We start from the raw sequence: 16,354 nt of genomic DNA on the forward strand, positions 1-16,354 counted from the left end.
CACCCTACGGGGACGAAGACCTCGCACCAGGGCTCTCGCGGAAAGTTGGGGCGCAGGTCTCGTCCACAGGCAGAGGACCGCCCCGACAGAGCCACGGTGGAGCGCGCCCGCCGCATGGTCGGCGAGCGGCTCGTCGTCGACGATCCTGACCGGGTGTGCGCCGTCGGATCCGAGCGGGACGTGCCAGACTGCGCTGACGTGGACGGCAAGGACGCCGCCCGATCTCGACCTGGGAGGACGTCATGCCCGCACCGCAGAACTCGCCGTACATCAGCTTCCCGAACAACGCCGCAGAGGTCCTCGCCCACTGGCAGGAACTGTTCGGCGGCACGCTCGACATCACCCTCTACGACGACCTCCCGGACCTCTCCGGCTTCCCCTTCACGCCCCCGCCCGGCACGGTCGCGCACGGCACCCTCACCGGCGGACTCCTGACCGTCGCGGGCGGGGATGGCATCGGCGAGCCGGGCCAGGAGCTGCCACCGCTGGAGTCGGAGGTGTACTCCTTCCTCGTCGGCCTCGACGCGGTCGATCAGGCGCACACGCTCATCGACACCGTCACCGCGGCGGGCGGCCGGGTCGCGATGCCCTTCGCCCTCGCCCCCTGGGGCGATCACTACGGCCAGGTGGTCGACCGCTACGGCGTGATGTTCGCGCTGGTGGTGGGTGGGAGCGCCGAGAGCGCCGAGAGCGCCGAGAGCGCCGAGAGCGCCGAGAAAGCCTGACCGGCCGGGGGTCGACGCCGAGCCCATGGCCGGCAGTCGTGGACGAGCCGATGGCGACCGGGGCCGATCCCACTCTTGTTGAAAACTGAACGACTGGATAGGGTGGTCTCATGCGAGCTTTCGGATTCCTCAGTTTCGGCCACTACGGCGGCAGCCCGGCGCAGGGCGGCCTCAGCGCCCGCCAGATGCTGCACGACGCGATCGACATCTCCGTCGGCGCGGACGAGCTCGGCGTCAACGGCGCCTACTTCCGCGTCCACCACTACGCCAAGCAGTCCACCTCTCCGATGCCCCTGCTCGCCGCGGTCGCCGCGCGCACGCAGCGCATCGAGGTCGGGACCGGCGTGATCGACATGCGCTACGAGAACCCGCTCTACCTCGCCGAGGAGGCCGCCGCCCTGGACCTGATCGCCGACGGACGCGTAGCGCTCGGCATCTCCCGGGGAGCTCCCGAGGCGGCGGACCGCGGCTGGGAATCCTTCGGCTACACCGGCTCCACGGACCCTCGCGGGGCTGACCTCGCCCAGTCGAAGTTCGAGGCGTTCCTGCAGGCCATCCAGGGGCAGCCGATGGCCCGCGCGGCCGCACAGCCCTATATGTCCGACGCCGCGCCCCACGCCCCGCTGCGCATCGAACCGCAGTCCCCGGACCTCTTCCAGCGCATCTGGTGGGGCGCCGGCTCCCGGGAGACCGCCGAGCGCACCGGCACCCAGGGACTGAACCTCATGAGCTCGACCCTGCTCACCGAGGCCACCGGCGCCTCCTTCGGCGACCTCCAGGCCGAGCAGATCGACGTCTTCCGCGAAGCGTTCCGCGAGGCCGGGCACGAGCACACCCCGCGCGTGTCCGTCTCCCGCAGCGTGTTCCCGATCGTCACCGAGCAGGATCGACGGATGTTCGGCATGCGGCCAGGCGAGGACTCGGACCAGATCGGCATCATCGACAACACCCGCTCGACCTTCGGCCGTTCCTACACGGGCGAACCGGACCAGCTCATCGAGCAGCTGAAGGCCGACGCCGCCGTGCAGTCCGCCGACACCCTCATGCTCACGATCCCCTCGCAGGCCGGCGTGGAGCTGAACCTGCACATCCTGGAGTCCTTCGCCCAGCACGTGGCGCCTGCTCTGGGCTGGGTGCCGAACACCGAGGGTCCGGTCCAGGGCGACCCGATCGCCTGACCGGCACGGCTGGCTGACCAGCACGTACCCTCGACGCATGCTGCGCATCGCCACGGCCAACATCAACGGGATCCGCGCCACGCATCGTCGGGGGTTCGACGATTGGCTGGCCACGCGGGGCTGCGACGTGATCGCGCTCCAGGAGGTGCGGGCGCAGGCGGACAGGATCCCCGAGCGCGCGTTCGGGGACTTCCACGTCGCCCTCGACACAGGGACCCTGCCCGGGCGCAACGGCGTCGCGGTGCTCACCCGGCAGGCCCCCGCGGCGGTGCGGACCTGGAGCGGGACCGCCCTCATGGGTGGGCCGACGGGAACCCCCGGCGCGAGCGGCACCACGGGAACGCCGGACGCAGGCAGCACCACGGGAACGCCGGATGCAGGCAGCACCACGGGAACGCCGGATGCGGGCAGCGCCACGGGGTCACCGGGCGCGCGTGACACGGGCTGGCCGATGATGACTGGAGCTGGCGATATCGCCAGCTCCCATCACGATCGGCCCGCCGGCGGCACCAGCACCCTCGAGCTCGTCTCCTCCCCCGACCATGTCCCCCTCTCCCGCGGGCTCGGCCCCTTCGCCGGTCAGGGCCGCTATCTCGAGGTCGACCTGGCGGACGCCCCGGTCACGATCGCCTGCCTCTACCTGCCCAAGGGCGGCCTTCCCGTCGAGCTGCAGCGCCCCGAACGGATGCGCGAGGCACCCGACGGTGGGGCCCGTTACGCCCGGAAGATGGGCTTCATGGCGGCGTTCTCGCGGTATCTGACCAGCACCCGACGGGCGGCCGCCGCCGCGGGCCGCGAGTTCCTCCTCATGGGCGACCTCAACATCGCGCACACCCGGCAGGACCTCGCCGCGTGGAGACGGAATCAGCAGAACGACGGCTTCCTCCCGGAGGAGCGGGAGTGGTTCGGGCAGCAGCTCTCCCCGCGCACGCTGGTCGACGTCGTGCGGAGCCTGCATCCGGATGAGGACGGTCCGTACTCATGGTGGTCGTGGCTGGGGCAGTCCTTCGCGAAGGATGCGGGATGGCGCCTGGACTATCACCTGGCCACGCCGCGTCTGGCCCGCAGCGCCGTCCGCGCCGAGGTCGACCGGGAGTTCCGCGGCGTGCGGCTCTCGGATCACTCACCGGTGATCGTCGACTACGACCTGCGCTGACATGCTCGCCCTCCACCCCCGCACAGACGGGCGGACCATGGCGGGATCGTGAACGGTCTCGGCTGCGGGGATGGCCAGTCGATGACGATCCGGTCAGCCCCGCCCAGAACGCCTCGCGCGGCGCAACGGCCGTGGCGAGGATGAGAATCCCGTGTCCCCCAGAACAGGATTCCCATGAGCGATCTCTCCGGAAGCCTCCTCGGCCAGGAGCCCCAGCAGTCCACCCGATTCATCGCGCCGGACCGTCGGGCGAACCTCGCCCGGCAGCGCCGGATGAGCCGCCGGATCTTCACCGGCGCCTCCCTGACCACGCTCGCCACGGCCGGGGTGCTCGGCATCCAGACGGCCAGCGCCGAGGGGAACTGGCGCGAGAAGGAGCCCTTCACCCTGGGGATCGCCTCCGGGGACCCCACCAGCAGCTCGGTGGTGCTGTGGACCCGGCTCGCCATCGACCCGCACGTGATCGACGGTCGCGGCGGCATGCCGAACGTCCCCGTCGAGGTGCGCTGGGAGCTCGCGAGCGACGAACGCTTCCGCTCGATCGTGCGCCGCGGCACCGAGACCGCCCGTCCCGAGGAGGCGCACAGCGTCCACGTGGAGCTCGAGGACCTGCCCGCCGATTCCGAGTTCTACTACCGCTTCCGCACCGGGCGGCACGTCTCCCCCGTCGGCCGCACGCTGACCACCCCGGCCAGCGGCAGCACCCGGAACCTGCGGATGGTGCACCTGTCCTGCTCCCACTGGGAGGGCGGATGGTTCACCGCCTACCGGCGCGCCGCCGAGGACCACCCCGACCTGGTGTTCGGGCTCGGGGACTACATCTACGAGGGCCGGCCCGCCACCGGGAAGACCCGTACCCACCCGGGCAAGCTGTGCACCACGCTCGAGGACTACCGCCTGCGGTATGCGACCTACAAGACCGACCCCGACCTGCAGCTGCTGCACGCGACCGCGCCGTGGATCGTCACCTGGGACGACCACGAGATCCAGAACAACTGGGCCGGTGAGTACCCCACGGACGGCGTGCCGACCGACGCGTGGGTGGCCCGCAAGATCGCCGCGGAGCAGGCCTACTACGAGAACATGCCGCTGCGACGCTCGAGCGCCCCGACGGGCTCGTCGATCCAGCTCTTCCGTCGGCTGAGCTGGGGCGACCTCGCCACCTTCCATGTGCTCGACACCCGCCAGTACCGAGACCTGCAGGCCTGCCACGACGGCGGCAAGACCTGGTGGTTCGAGGACTGCGAGGAGCAGACCGATCCGTCGCGCACCCTGCTCGGCGACCGTCAGGAGCAGTGGCTGCTGGACGGGATGGGCGAGTCGACGTCGACCTGGCAGCTCTTCGCGCAGAGCGTCTTCTTCGCCAAGCGCGATGGGCTCGTGGGGCCGGGGGCGACCGCCAGCTCGGACGGGTGGGACGGGTACCGCGCTGACCGCGACACCCTGGTGGACAGCTGGGCGGAACGGGGCGTCGTGAATCCCGTGGTGCTCACCGGCGATGTGCACGTGCACTACGCCAACGAGCTGAAGGCCGATTTCGACGACCCGGGCTCGGCGACCCGTGGCGTGGAGCTCGTGGCGACCTCGATCACCTCCGGCGGCGACGGCAGCGACACGGTCAGCAACGAGGAGACGATCTACGCCGAGAACCCGCACATCAAGTACATCCGCGGCCGCCGCGGGTACGTGTTCTCGGAGTACTCGGCCGAGGAGCTGCGGGTGGATTTCAAGACCGTCTCGGCGGTCACCACCCCCGATGCCCCGGTATCGATCGACAGGTCGTTCGTGGTGCCCGCCGGGGAGCCCGCGCTGCACGAGGCGTGACGAGCAGGCTCGCCCACCACCTCGGCCGGGAGGAGCGGGGCACCTGCTGAACGGTGAGGTCCCTGAGCAGGCCTCCCGTCAGCAGGACCGCGGAGACGAGGCCGTGGGTGATCGCTCCGCGCGGGGTGCCCCCGCAGCCGACAGACGGGCCGCCCGTGTCGACCCGATGAACCGCCGCCGCCGGGACGATGGCCGGTCGATGACGTTCTCAGCGGGCTTCCGCGAACCTCGAGCGAGACGGCCGCCCGGATGGTACCTATGGAAATCCTTACCTCAGATTGGGAACTCCGTGAACAATATTTCCGGCAGTGCACTCGGCTCGACACCCTCGGAACCCACCCGTTTCATCGCCCCCGATCACCGCGCGAACCTGGCTCGGCAACGGCGGATGAGCCGCCGGATCTTCACCGGGGTGACGCTGAGCGCGCTCACCACCGCCGGCGTGCTGGGCACCCTGCCCGCCTCGGCCGACGGCGGCTGGCGCCAGCAGGATCCCTTCACTCTCGGGATCGCGTCGGGCGACCCGACCAGCAGCTCGGTGGTGCTGTGGACCCGCCTCGCGGTGGACCCGCACGTGCTCGACGGTCGCGGCTGGATGCCGGATGTCGCCGTGGACGTGCGGTGGGAGCTCGCGAGCGACGAGAGGTTCCGCTCGATCGTGCGTCGCGGCACGGAGACCGCCCGACCGGAGGAGGCGCACAGCGTCCACGTGGAGCTCGAGGACCTGCCCGCCGATTCCGAGTTCTACTACCGCTTCCGCACCGGTCGGTACGTCTCTCCTGTGGGCCGCACGCTGACTACTCCGGCCAGCGGGAGCACACGGAACCTGCGGATGGTGCACCTGTCCTGCGCGCACTGGGAGGGGGGCTGGTTCACCGCCTACCGTCGCGCCGCGGAGGACCGCCCCGACCTGGTGTTCTGCCTCGGCGACTACATCTACGAGGGTGGCCCCGGCACCGGGAAGATCCGCACCCACCCGCACAAGCTGTGCACCACGCTCGAGGACTACCGGCTGCGGTATGCGACGTACAAGACCGACCCGGACCTGCAGCTGCTGCACGCGACCGCGCCGTGGATCGTCACCTGGGACGACCACGAGATCCAGGACAACTGGGCCGGTGAGTACCCCAAGGACGGAGTCCCCACCGATGCGTGGGTGGCGCGGAGGATCGCCGCGGAGCAGGCCTACTACGAGAACATGCCGCTGCGTCGCAGCAGCGCCCCGGTGGGCTCCTCGATGCAGCTTTTCCGTCGGCTGAGCTGGGGCGACCTCGCCACCTTCCACGTGCTCGACACCCGCCAGTACCGGGACCTGCAAGCCTGCCACGATGGCGGCAAGACCTGGTGGTTCGCTGACTGCGAGGAGCAGACCGATCCGTCGCGCACCCTGCTCGGCGACCGTCAGGAGCAGTGGCTGCTGACGGGATGGGCGCCTCCGAGACGACCTGGCAGCTCTTCGCCCAGGGCGTCTTCTTCGCCAAGCGCGACATCACCGCCGGGCCCACGACGACCCTCGCCTCGGACGGCTGGGACGGCTACCGCGCGGATCGCGACACCCTCATCGACAGCTGGGCGCAGCGAGGCGTCACGAACCCGGTGGTGCTCACCGGGGACGTGCACGTGCACTTCGCCAATGAGCTGACCACGGACTTCTGGGACCCGTCCGCCCCGACGGTCGGCGTCGAGCTGGTCACCACCTCGATCACCTCGGGCGGCGACGGCGGTGATGTCGTGAACGGCGAGGAGGATGTCTACGCCGAGAACCCGCACGTGCGCTACATCCGTGGGCGCCGCGGCTACGTTCTCTCGGAGTACTCGACCGAGGAGCTCCGCGTGGACTACAAGACCCTTCCCGCCGTCACGGTCCCGGACGCCGAGGCGAGCATCGACCGCACCTACGTGGTGCCAGCCGGGGAGCCGTCGCTCCACGAGGCGTGAGACCACCCGAACGACTCTGACCTGCAGAATCGAGGACATCGGGCTCGCGGGTCGGTCCGTCGGTCCTCCGTGTGACGACCGGCGGGGATCACAGCCCACGGCCTGTTCCCACGACGCTCCCTCCCGTAAGGTGAGGACTCGCGCGTGCCCGTCGGGGCACCCGTCCCGCACCGCTCACGGAGGATCGATGCCCTCGCCGCAGCTCGCCGCCGCACCGGCCGCGCCTGCCGCACTCCTCCTGGCGGCCCCGCCCTCCTCGGCCACCGGCACCGAGGCCTCCCGACGCCTGCTGGACCTCGAATCCGGCTCTCGCCCGATGACGCTCTGGGGCTCCTCCTCGATGAGCTCCGAGGGCGGCGCGGAGGCGACTCCGCTGCCCGTGCGGATCCACGAGCACCTCACCCTCTCGGCCTCCCCCGCCCCGGTGCACGCGTTCGGTGTGGGCGCCACCCGCTCCGCCCACACCCTGCTCCTGCGCGGCCTGGACACCCCGCGCCTGGCGGTCGTCGGTGGGCCGGCCGCGGGCACAGCGGCAGGCTCGACGGCGAACTCCGCGACCCCCTCCGATCGAGTCGAGGTCACGCTGGATTCCGGCCTCGCCCCGAGCGGCCCGATCCAGGTCCCCGGCACGGTCGACGGGCTCGCAGGGATGCTCGACGGCAGCAGCGGGACCTGGTACTTCACGCCCGACGATCCGGCCGCCGTCCCGGCCGACGATCTCGCCGCGACGGTCGCGGGCGGCGTCTTCACGTCCTCCCTCGTGGAGATCGCGGCCTCGTCCCGTCAGGTGCTGTGGGTGGGCAAGAACAACATCCTCGACGTCACCGGGGTGCTGCAGGACGTGCAGCGCCTGTGGGACGCGGCGGAGACTCCGGAGGCGGACTCGCTGGTGCTCGGCCACTGGTGCACCGAGCACGATGCGCACGGCTCCGCGACCGGAGACGCCGTCGCCGCCGTCAACACGGAGCAGGCCCGCCGATACGGCGACCATTTCCTGGATCTCCAGCAGCTGCTCACCAGCGAGGAGGGCCTGCACTGCTCCCCGCTCGCCCCGCTGCAGCTGCTCGCGCAGGGCACGACGCAGGATGCCCTGGACCGTGGCGTGGTGCCACCGCTGCTCGTCGCCTCGGACGGCATCCATCTCAACGGCTGGGGAAACCTCGCCGTGAGCTGGGCGATCGTGCGCCGGATGAGGGAGCTGCAGTGGCTGTGAGACGACCTGCCGCGCCCCGGCTGCGAGCAGGCCGACCCGGCGCCCCCGACAGGTCATCGACCCCGGACGCCGCGCCGGAGAACGCTCCGGTGAGTGCTCCGGGCCTGTCGATGCCGTCCTCGCCGGTCCCTGCCCGGCGACTGCACGGGCGTCGTTCCCTCCTGCTGGCCGGAGCGGCGGCGGCCGCGGTGACCGGCGCGGTGGGCGTGGGCGCCCTGCTCACCAGGTCCGGTGGGCCCGCTCCGCTCGCCGCGGCCCAGGGCGGTGCCGCGGCGTCGGCCACCAGTCCGTTCTCGGATGTGAAGGATGGTGCGGAGGGTCTGGACGCCATGGTCTGGGCCGACGAGAACGGCGTGCAGCCGGCCCTGGACGGGAGCTCCTACTCCCCCGGCGCCGCCGTCACGCGCGGCGACCTGGCCCTCGCGCTGCACCGCTTCGCCGGGTCCCCGGCCGTGCCCCTCGAGGGCACGCCCGTACTGATCGTCGACCTCGGCGAGGAGCCCGCTCGCGCCGCCGCCCTGCTGTGGCTGCACGGCCGCGGCGCCCTGTGGGGCGACGCCTCCCTGAAGGTGCATCCGGACGATCCCGCCACCCAGGACTGCGCGGCCGGCCTGCTCACAGCCCTCCTGCGCCCGGCGCTGGCCGGGGTCGGTGTCACCTGGGATCCGTCGACCGGCGGGCCGTCTGCCGATGACTCGTCGGGCGAGGAGTCGCCCGCCGCAGGCACGTCGGGCGACGAGCCGTCGCCAGCGGGCGCCGCAGCGGCAGAGGACGTCGCGCCCTGGTCCGCGCTCGCCGACGCCTCCTGGCTCGAGGCGGCCGGCATGCTCACGGGCACCCTCACCGTTTCCGGCTGGACCGGTGAGGAGAGCGTCACCCGGGGCGAGCTCGCGGTGACGCTGCACCGCGCGGACTCCGTGGTCGCCGCCGCCCTCGCCTGACGGCACCTCCCCACGGTCGCCTGTCCGCTCGGGGCAGATATCCCCTCGACGTGGCGCCGCTCACCCCTAGAGTTGGACCATGCCTTCGACTCCCGCTCATGCCGCCTACCTCCGCCACCCTGACGTCCGTGGCGATCTCGTCGCCTTCACCGCCGCGAACGACGTGTGGCTGGCCCCGCTCTCCGGTGGCCGGGCCTGGCGCCTGACCGACGAGGGCGCCCCGGTCGCCTTCCCCCGCTTCTCGCCCGACGGCACGCACGTCGCCTACACCTCCCGCACCACCGGCGGCCCCGAGGTGTGGGTGATCGCGACCGAGGGCGACACCGCGCCGCGCCGGCTGACCGCCTGGGGCAAGCCGTCCACGAAGGTCGTCGGCTGGTTGCCGGATGGCCGCATCGTCGCCACCACCAGCTACAACGCCCCGATCGCCCGCGATGCGCAGCTGTGGGCGATCGACCTGGACGGGAATGCCGAGGTGCTGCCCCTGGGCCGCTCCGGCGAGGTCGCGATCCACCCGTCGGGCACCACCGTGGTCGCCACCCCGTGGCGCCGCGACCAGGCCAGCTGGAAGCACTACCAGGGCGGCACCGCCGTGAAGCTCTGGGTCTCCCGCGAGGACGTCGCCCTCGATGCCCCGGTCGCCGCGCACGCCGCCCGCTCCTGGGAGCCGCTGCTCGAGGACATCCTGGCCTCGACGCTGTGCATCTCCTGGTACAGGGACCGCCTGATCTTCGCCTCGGACACCCCCGGCCCCGGCGCAGCCCGCACCGACCGCGCCAGCGCGAACCTGTGGTCCGTCGCGGCCGACGGCACCGACCTGCAGGTCCACACCTCGCTGACCTCCGAGGAGGGCTACCTGCGCGAGCCCTCGACCGACGGCAGCGCCATCGTGTTCACCTCCCGCGGCCGTCTGTTCGCCCTGGACTCCCTGGACGCGCAGCCCCGCGAGATCGAGATCCTGGCCTCCGGCGTCGGCGCGGCACGCCTGCCCCGCCCGGCCTCCCCCAGCTCGAACCTGCTGGCCATGCGGCCGGTGCACGACGCCCGCTCGAGCGTCGTCGAATGGCGCGGCGGCGCCCACGCGCTCACCCACCGCGGCGGCCCGGCACGGCTGCTGGCCGGCACCTGCGGGCTGCGGCTCCGCGAGGTGCGGCCGCTGGGCCGGTCCCCCTACGCCCTGCTGGTCACCGACGCCGAGGCGCTCGCGGACCGGGAGGACGGCGGCGTCGGCTCCGACGTGCTCGCGCTCGCGCGGCTCGACGGCGGCGGCGAGGAGATCCGCTTCGACCTCGGGGACGTGGGCCGGATCCTGCACGCGATCCCCTCCCCCGACGGCTCCAAGATCGCGATCTCCACCCACGACAACGTGGTGCGCCTGGTGACCCTGCGCGGCCTGACCGATCCGGCCCGCACCTCGCACTCCGCGAAGGCCGGCACCGGCTCCAGCACCGGCGCCGGAGCCGATGCCCCGGAGGCGCCGCGCCTGGACCATGTGCGCGAGGTGGGCCGCTCCAACGGCGGCGAGGTGCAGGACCTCGCCTGGTCGCCGGACGGCCGGTGGCTGGTGTGGAGCGAGCCGAACTCGTGGATGCTCAGCCGCCTGCTGATCTCCGACACCGAGGACGCCGAACCGATGGGACGGGCCCTCACCTCGGGCAAGTACCAGGACGCCGCCCCGGCCTTCAGCGCCGACGGCAAGCATCTGGCGCTGCTCTCGCTGCGCACCTTCGAGACCGTGTACGACGACATGGTCTTCGACCTCGGCTTCGTCAACGCCGAGCGCCCCTTCCTCATCCCGCTCGAGCGCTCCACCCCGGACCCGTTCGGCCCCCACCCGGACGGCTGGAGCGGCAGCGCCGCGGAACCGGCGGCGAAGGACCCGGCAGCGCATGGCGCGCACGCCGAGGGCGCAGATGCCCCCGGCACAGGCGCCCCCGGACACGGGGCGCAGGGGCAGGGTGCCGGAGCGGCGCACGCCGGCGGCGCCCTGGCCGCCGACCCGTCGGCCCACCCGGCGAGCGCGACCAGCCCCTCGGGCACCGACGAGGCGACCGCGCCGCCCACCACCCGGGTCGACATGGACGCGGTGGAGGCACGGATGGTGCCCTTCCCGGTCATCTCGGGCTCGTACTCGCACCTCACCGCGGTCAGCGGCGGCTTCGTCTGGCTGCGCCATCCCCAGCAGGGGGTGCTCGGCAGCACCCGCGCCGGCGTCGAGGGCGAGGCCCCCGGTCCCGCCCTGGAGCACTGGAGCCTCGCCGACCGCAAGCTCACCGTGCTCGCCGAGGGCGTCACCGATCTCGAGGCGTCCGGCGACGGCGAGACCCTGGTCATCCGGCAGGGCGAGAGCTGGGTGCAGATCCCGGCCGCCCGCAAGGCCGAGGACGACGACCCTGCTCGCGTGGTGATCGACACCGGGCGGCTGCGCCTGTTCGTCGACCCCGTCAAGGAGCGTCGCGGGATGCTCTGGGACAACTACCGGATCATGGCGCAGCAGTACTGGCGCGCCGACATGGACGGCATGGACTGGCACGCGATGACCTCCTGGTACGACCCGGTCATCGAGCGTGTGGTCACCGACGACGACTTCCAGGACCTGATGTGGGAGGTCCAGGGCGAGCTCGGCACCTCGCACGCCTATGTGCAGGGCACCCCGTACCAGGCCGATCCGCCGATGCTGCCCGCCTACCTCGGCGCGGACATCGAGCACCGCGACGGGCGCTGGGTGATCACCCGGATCCTGCCCGGCGACTCCTCCGATCCCGACGCCCGCTCCCCGCTGCTCGCCCCCGGCGTGGCCGCCGAGGTGGGCGACGCGATCGTGCGCGTGGACGGCCGGGAGATGGGTGAGGCCGGGACCGGCGTGCAGGGCCAGCTGGTCGGCTCGGCGAACACCCCCACCGAGCTGGTGCTCGAGCGGGACGGCGTGGAGCGGCGGGTCGCCGTGACCCCGCTGCCCGACGACTCCGCGCTGCGCTACCAGGCGTGGGTCGCCTCGCGCCGCGCGCTGGTCGAGGAGCTCTCGGACGGCCGCCTCGGCTACCTGCACATTCCGGACATGGTCTCCTCCGGCTGGGCGCAGATGCACCGTGACCTGCGCGAGGCCACCACCAAGGAGGGCCTCGTGGTGGACGTGCGCTACAACAGCGGCGGCCACACCTCGCAGCTGGTCACCGACCGGCTCGCACGGCGTGTGCTCTCCTGGGACTACCCGCGCCACGAGACGCCCGGCACCTACCCGCAGTTCGCCCCGCGCGGCGCGGTGGTGCTGGTGACCAACCAGGAGGCGGGATCGGACGGCGACATCGTCAACGCCGTCTCCAAGGCGATGAAGATCGGGCCCGTGATCGGCACCCGCACCTGGGGCGGCGTGATCGGCATCGACGGCCGCTATGACCTCGTCGACGGCACCGGCGTCACCCAGCCGAAGTACGCCAGCTGGTTCGAGGGCGTGGACTGGGAGATCGAGAACTACGGCGTGGATCCCGACATCGAGGTGCCGCTGCCGCCGAACGCGTGGGTGGGCGGCCAGGACCCGCAGCTCGAGCGCAGCATCACCGAGGCCCTCGACCTGCTCGCGCAGACCCCGGCCTCGACCGCGCCTCCGCTGCCTGCGCCGCGCTTCGGGCGCCCGAAGGGCTGACCTGCTGGTCCGACTTGCTGCTCTGACCTACGGATCTGACCTGCTGGATTGACCCGATCACACCGGTGCCGGCCACCCGTGCGGACCCCTCCGCGCGGGTGGCCGGCCGTCTGCGCGACGCCGACGGCTCGACAGCTCGGACGGCTCGCGGCGGCCCCGCTCAGCCCTGGTCGGCCGACGGCAGGTGCTCGGCGATCGCGGAGAGGTCGTCGACCAGGCGATCGGCGTCCCGTCCCGCGATCGCCTCGATCATCTGCGCCTCGATCCGGCGCACCGACCCGTCGGCCTCGGCGAGCAGTGCGCGACCCGACTCGGTGAGCTCGGCGGGGCGGCGCCGGCCGCTCGGGGCGACGTCCTCGCGCGCCACGAGGCCCCGCTCCTGCAGCGACGTCACCACGGAGTTCATCGACTGCGCGGTGACGAAGGCGCCCCGGGCGAGCTCGGCATTGGTGAGCGGCCCGGAGGCCAGGAGCTCGAGGCACGCGTACTGCGGAACGGTGAGCCCGAGGGGCCTCAGCGCCCCATCCATGCGAGAGCGCAGGGCGGACTGCGCCTGCTTGAGCACGTAGCCGAGGCGGCGGGCGAGGTCGGAGTCGTCGGCGCCGGCAGCGCCCTCGGCGTCACCAGCGGAGCGAGCGTCACTCACGGAGTCGGCGTCACGTTCGCCCTCGACATCACGAGCGGAGTCGGCACGGGACGGGTCCGGAGTCTGCATATCAGCATCTTGACATACCCCGTCGGCCGACGTTCAATGTAAGGGTCCTGACATACAGGAGTTCCGATCCCAGGAGGACCCCATGACCACCACCGGACCCGACTTCCTCGCCCTCCAGGTGCGCGACCTCGAGGCCGCCGCCCAGTTCTTCGAGCAGCACCTGGGCATGACACGCGCCCCCGCGGGCCCTCCCGGGGCGATCGTGTTCGACACCGCGCCGATCCCCTTCGCCGTGCGCGAGCCGCTGCCAGGGGTCGACCTCGACGCCGCCTCCCCACGCCCCGGCGTCGGGGTCGCCATGTGGTTCGGCGTCGACGACGCGGACGCGCTGCACGACCGGCTCCTCGCGGCCGACGTCCAGATCCTCGGCGCCCCGACGGACTCCCCGTTCGGACGGATGGTCGCCTTCATCGGCCCCGAGGGCTATGCGCTCACGGCCCACACCACCGCCGACTGAGCGGGCCGCCGAGGAACGACGGCGGCGGGGCGGGGAAGCGCGGCGAATCAGGAGATCAGCAGTGCGCCAGCGCAGCAGATGGGCAACTCGGCAGCGCAGCAGTGAGGGGGCGCGGCAGGCGAGACCAGTCCGTCCCCCACAACTCAGCGCAGGGCGTGGGCGGCGATCTCGGGATATCGGACCGCGAGGTCCTGGCGCTGAACCGGCCCGTCGGCCCACCCGGCCCGAGCATCGCGCGATGCGGTGCGGGCGATCGGGTGGGTGTCGTCGGGCTGGAGGTCGCGGGCGATGATCTCGTTGCCCAGGGCGATGCGCTCGAGCGGGGTGAGCGGGGCGTCGGACGGCGAGCGCGGGCCGACGATCCGGGCGGCGAGCAGACGCGTGAGCGCCCCGAGGGCGACGGTGACGACGGCGATGAGGAGGATGAGGGCGAGGCCGATCAGTGCGGAGGACATGGTCTGATCCTGCGCCCGCCCTCCCGTAAGGACAAGCGATGATTCGCTCCGCTCTGTTCAGTCGAACTGAACAGATGTAGGGTCGGGTCATGCTCGATCCTCTCAAGCTCCGCGTGCTGCGCTCCGTCGTCGAGACCGGCAGCATCCGTGCCAGCGCCGAGGCGCTCGGCTACACCCCGTCGGCGGTCAGCCAGCACCTCACGAACCTGCGTCGCGAGACCGGTCTCGAGCTGATCGAACGATCCGGGCGCGGCATCACCGTCACCGCCCACGCCCGGCTCATCGCCGCCGAAGCCGGACCGGCGCTCGACGCGCTCCGCGCACTCGAGCGCACCGTGAAGGATCTGCGATCCGGCCGCACCGGCACACTGCGCCTCGGCTACGCGACGTCGATCGCGGCGACCTGGATCCCCGAGCTCGCCCAGGACGTGCGGCGCACCTACCCCGACCTGGGGCTCGAGCTCGCTCTGAGGGACTGCAGCTGTGAGGATCTCGCCGAAGCCGGCATGGACATCGTCGTCGGCGAGGGCACGGGCCCCATCGAATCCGTCGACTGGGAGATCCACGAGATCCTCGAGGAGGGGTACGTCGCGCTCGTGAGCGCGGGCCATCCGCTCGCGGCACGATCGACGATTCACCTCAAGGACCTGGCCGAGGAGTCCTGGGTGACCGACGACCCGATCGACTCGTTCTGGTTCGACCGCATCGGCGCCGCCTGCCGAGCCGCCGGGTTCTCCCCGTGCGTCGATGTGAACCCCAATGACTTCCCCACCGTTCTCGGCTTCGTCGCCACGGGCGACTATGTGAGCGTGCAGCCCTCGGTGATCGCGCAGAACATGCGCCCCGACATCGTGGCGATCCCGCTGGCTCCACCGGCTCCACGCCGCCGGCTCCGGGTCCAGGTGCGCCGCACCATCGCCAGGAACCCGGCCGCGCAGCACATCGTCCAGAGGATCCACGCCGTCGCCGCCAAGCGCGCCGCCGAGATCCCGGGCGTCACGCATCTCCTCGAGACGGAGACCCGCCCCCGGGCTCAGGTCCGCAGCACCTCACCCGAGCCCGCCCAGATCTGACCTCGGTCCCCGTCCGAGCCACCCACCAGGGGTGGACAATGGCGGGACGTCGCCCGCATCGCCGCAGCCGCCGCGGTGCCCGGAAGGAGAACCCCGTGAACGAGCTCAGCATCGACCAGCGCATCGCCGACCTCCCCGTCGCCGTGGACCTCACCGAGGACGCCGTGGTGCTCGAGGCCGACCTCTCCGGCACCGCCGAGCAGATCTGGGCGCACCTCACCGACCCGGAGCTCCTGGTCACCTGGTCCCCGATCGTCCCCGAGCGCGCGCTCACCGAGACCGGACCGGTGCTGAGCCGTGAGAACCCCGAGGACGATCCGGTCTCCGTCGACGTCCTGGCCACCGCCGGCGAGCACGCCCTGACCCATCGCTGGGGCGACGACATCCTCGAGTGGCTGGTCGACGAGGCCCGGGTGACGCTCCTGATGAAGCTGACCGCACCGCAGTACGCGCCGACCTACATCGCCGGCTGGCAGGTGTGCCTCGGGGTGCTCGACGCGCGCCTCGACGGCGTCGACCAGGCCCGGATCGTGGGCAGGGACGCGCTCGAACACGGCTGGTCGCAGCTGCGCGACCGCTACGCCGAGGAGCTCGACCTGCCCGACCAGCCGACCGTCTGACCCACCCGAGACCGCGACCCTGGCCCTGGCCTAGGTCTTGGCCTGCACAGCAGGGGCCGGATCAGCGCGCTTCGAGGTGCAGCTCGACCTCGATCTCGTCGCCCACCTCGACCTGTTCGGCGCGCTGCACCGCGACCTTCACGGGCACGAGATAGCCCCCGTTCCGCGGGAAGAGCGAGGTGCTGAAGTCGGTATCGCCGATGCGGACGGCGACCGGGATGCAGCCCCAGCCGTACGTGGCCTCCCGGGCGATGGAGGCGATCGCGTCCGCCTCCTCCTCGGGCACGCGGGCGAACACGAATGGCGCGGGGCCGCGCCATTCGATCGTCGTCGCCGTGAAGAGGAGATCCACGCTCCGAGCGTAGACCTCCCGCCGCGCGCCCTGCCACGCCCCAACCCGACCCGCACTGCCGCGA

General features: G+C 72.1%; 13 protein-coding genes and 1 pseudogene. 11 read left to right on the plus strand and 3 right to left on the minus strand.

Annotated features, from left to right (window positions below):
• Nucleotides 1-242: 242 nt before the first annotated feature.
• The 8 genes and pseudogenes from ABD093_RS13080 to ABD093_RS13115 all read left to right on the plus strand — a co-directional run bounded on the left by ABD093_RS13080 (nucleotide 243) and on the right by ABD093_RS13115 (nucleotide 12,618).
• Nucleotides 243-725, plus strand: coding sequence for a VOC family protein (locus ABD093_RS13080; RefSeq protein WP_343925035.1), 483 nt, complete (start codon nucleotides 243-245; stop codon nucleotides 723-725).
• Nucleotides 726-835: 110 nt separating this feature from the next.
• A complete protein-coding gene (locus ABD093_RS13085; RefSeq protein ID WP_343925037.1) occupies nucleotides 836-1,903 on the plus strand; it encodes an LLM class flavin-dependent oxidoreductase in 1,068 nt (355 codons plus the stop codon).
• A gap of 37 nt (nucleotides 1,904-1,940) precedes the next feature.
• Nucleotides 1,941-3,059 carry an exodeoxyribonuclease III gene (locus ABD093_RS13090; RefSeq protein ID WP_343925039.1) on the plus strand — a complete coding sequence of 373 codons (1,119 nt, stop codon included), beginning with the start codon at nucleotides 1,941-1,943 and terminating at the stop codon, nucleotides 3,057-3,059.
• A 174-nt stretch (nucleotides 3,060-3,233) separates the two neighbouring features.
• On the plus strand, nucleotides 3,234-4,883 hold the full coding sequence (locus ABD093_RS13095; RefSeq protein WP_193118546.1) for an alkaline phosphatase D family protein: 1,650 nt from the start codon (nucleotides 3,234-3,236) through the stop codon (nucleotides 4,881-4,883).
• A gap of 388 nt (nucleotides 4,884-5,271) precedes the next feature.
• Nucleotides 5,272-6,821, plus strand: a pseudogene (locus ABD093_RS13100) (alkaline phosphatase D family protein).
• A gap of 187 nt (nucleotides 6,822-7,008) precedes the next feature.
• Nucleotides 7,009-8,034 carry a hypothetical protein gene (locus ABD093_RS13105; RefSeq protein WP_343925041.1) on the plus strand — a complete coding sequence of 342 codons (1,026 nt, stop codon included), beginning with the start codon at nucleotides 7,009-7,011 and terminating at the stop codon, nucleotides 8,032-8,034.
• 89 nt (nucleotides 8,035-8,123) lie between these two features.
• Nucleotides 8,124-8,975 carry a hypothetical protein gene (locus ABD093_RS13110; protein ID WP_343925043.1) on the plus strand — a complete coding sequence of 284 codons (852 nt, stop codon included), beginning with the start codon at nucleotides 8,124-8,126 and terminating at the stop codon, nucleotides 8,973-8,975.
• Between the two features lie 79 nt (nucleotides 8,976-9,054).
• On the plus strand, nucleotides 9,055-12,618 hold the full coding sequence (locus ABD093_RS13115) for a S41 family peptidase (protein WP_343925045.1): 3,564 nt from the start codon (nucleotides 9,055-9,057) through the stop codon (nucleotides 12,616-12,618).
• 160 nt (nucleotides 12,619-12,778) lie between these two features.
• Here ABD093_RS13115 and ABD093_RS13120 read toward each other — a convergent pair whose 3' ends face one another.
• The gene (locus ABD093_RS13120; RefSeq protein ID WP_193118551.1) at nucleotides 12,779-13,333 is read right to left on the minus strand and encodes a MarR family winged helix-turn-helix transcriptional regulator; all 555 of its coding nucleotides are present in this window, start codon (nucleotides 13,331-13,333) and stop codon (nucleotides 12,779-12,781) included.
• An 82-nt stretch (nucleotides 13,334-13,415) separates the two neighbouring features.
• Here ABD093_RS13120 and ABD093_RS13125 point away from each other — a divergent pair, with 82 nt between their 5' ends.
• Nucleotides 13,416-13,790 carry a VOC family protein gene (locus ABD093_RS13125; RefSeq protein WP_193118552.1) on the plus strand — a complete coding sequence of 125 codons (375 nt, stop codon included), beginning with the start codon at nucleotides 13,416-13,418 and terminating at the stop codon, nucleotides 13,788-13,790.
• A gap of 143 nt (nucleotides 13,791-13,933) precedes the next feature.
• Here the strand turns inward: ABD093_RS13125 and ABD093_RS13130 are convergent, their stop codons facing one another.
• The gene (locus ABD093_RS13130) at nucleotides 13,934-14,245 is read right to left on the minus strand and encodes a hypothetical protein (RefSeq protein ID WP_193118553.1); all 312 of its coding nucleotides are present in this window, start codon (nucleotides 14,243-14,245) and stop codon (nucleotides 13,934-13,936) included.
• 89 nt (nucleotides 14,246-14,334) lie between these two features.
• On the opposite strand from ABD093_RS13130, the gene ABD093_RS13135 reads away from it, so the two are divergent.
• Both ABD093_RS13135 and ABD093_RS13140 read left to right on the plus strand, forming a co-directional pair.
• Nucleotides 14,335-15,318, plus strand: coding sequence for a LysR family transcriptional regulator (locus ABD093_RS13135; protein ID WP_193118554.1), 984 nt, complete (start codon nucleotides 14,335-14,337; stop codon nucleotides 15,316-15,318).
• Between the two features lie 95 nt (nucleotides 15,319-15,413).
• Entirely contained in the window at nucleotides 15,414-15,938 is a 525-nt protein-coding gene (locus ABD093_RS13140; RefSeq protein WP_343925049.1) for an SRPBCC family protein, read from the plus strand.
• A 61-nt stretch (nucleotides 15,939-15,999) separates the two neighbouring features.
• Here ABD093_RS13140 and ABD093_RS13145 read toward each other — a convergent pair whose 3' ends face one another.
• Nucleotides 16,000-16,290 carry a DUF1905 domain-containing protein gene (locus ABD093_RS13145; protein WP_343925051.1) on the minus strand — a complete coding sequence of 97 codons (291 nt, stop codon included), beginning with the start codon at nucleotides 16,288-16,290 and terminating at the stop codon, nucleotides 16,000-16,002.
• Nucleotides 16,291-16,354 lie beyond the last annotated feature (64 nt).

Origin of the sequence: Brachybacterium tyrofermentans, from assembly GCF_039526165.1 — a bacterium.
Taxonomy (GTDB): domain Bacteria; phylum Actinomycetota; class Actinomycetes; order Actinomycetales; family Dermabacteraceae; genus Brachybacterium; species Brachybacterium tyrofermentans.

Excerpts from the sequence above, each read along its gene's own strand:
- ABD093_RS13080 (WP_343925035.1), top strand. The coding sequence starts at position 243 with ATGCCCGCACCGCAGAACTCGCCGTACATCAGCTTCCCGAACAACGCC.
- ABD093_RS13085 (WP_343925037.1), top strand. The coding sequence starts at position 836 with ATGCGAGCTTTCGGATTCCTCAGTTTCGGCCACTACGGCGGCAGCCCG.
- ABD093_RS13090 (WP_343925039.1), top strand. The coding sequence starts at position 1,941 with ATGCTGCGCATCGCCACGGCCAACATCAACGGGATCCGCGCCACGCAT.
- ABD093_RS13095 (WP_193118546.1), top strand. The coding sequence starts at position 3,234 with ATGAGCGATCTCTCCGGAAGCCTCCTCGGCCAGGAGCCCCAGCAGTCC.
- ABD093_RS13105 (WP_343925041.1), top strand. The coding sequence starts at position 7,009 with ATGCCCTCGCCGCAGCTCGCCGCCGCACCGGCCGCGCCTGCCGCACTC.
- ABD093_RS13115 (WP_343925045.1), top strand. The coding sequence starts at position 9,055 with ATGCCTTCGACTCCCGCTCATGCCGCCTACCTCCGCCACCCTGACGTC.
- ABD093_RS13120 (WP_193118551.1), bottom strand. The coding sequence starts at position 13,333 with ATGCAGACTCCGGACCCGTCCCGTGCCGACTCCGCTCGTGATGTCGAG.
- ABD093_RS13125 (WP_193118552.1), top strand. The coding sequence starts at position 13,416 with ATGACCACCACCGGACCCGACTTCCTCGCCCTCCAGGTGCGCGACCTC.
- ABD093_RS13130 (WP_193118553.1), bottom strand. The coding sequence starts at position 14,245 with ATGTCCTCCGCACTGATCGGCCTCGCCCTCATCCTCCTCATCGCCGTC.
- ABD093_RS13135 (WP_193118554.1), top strand. The coding sequence starts at position 14,335 with ATGCTCGATCCTCTCAAGCTCCGCGTGCTGCGCTCCGTCGTCGAGACC.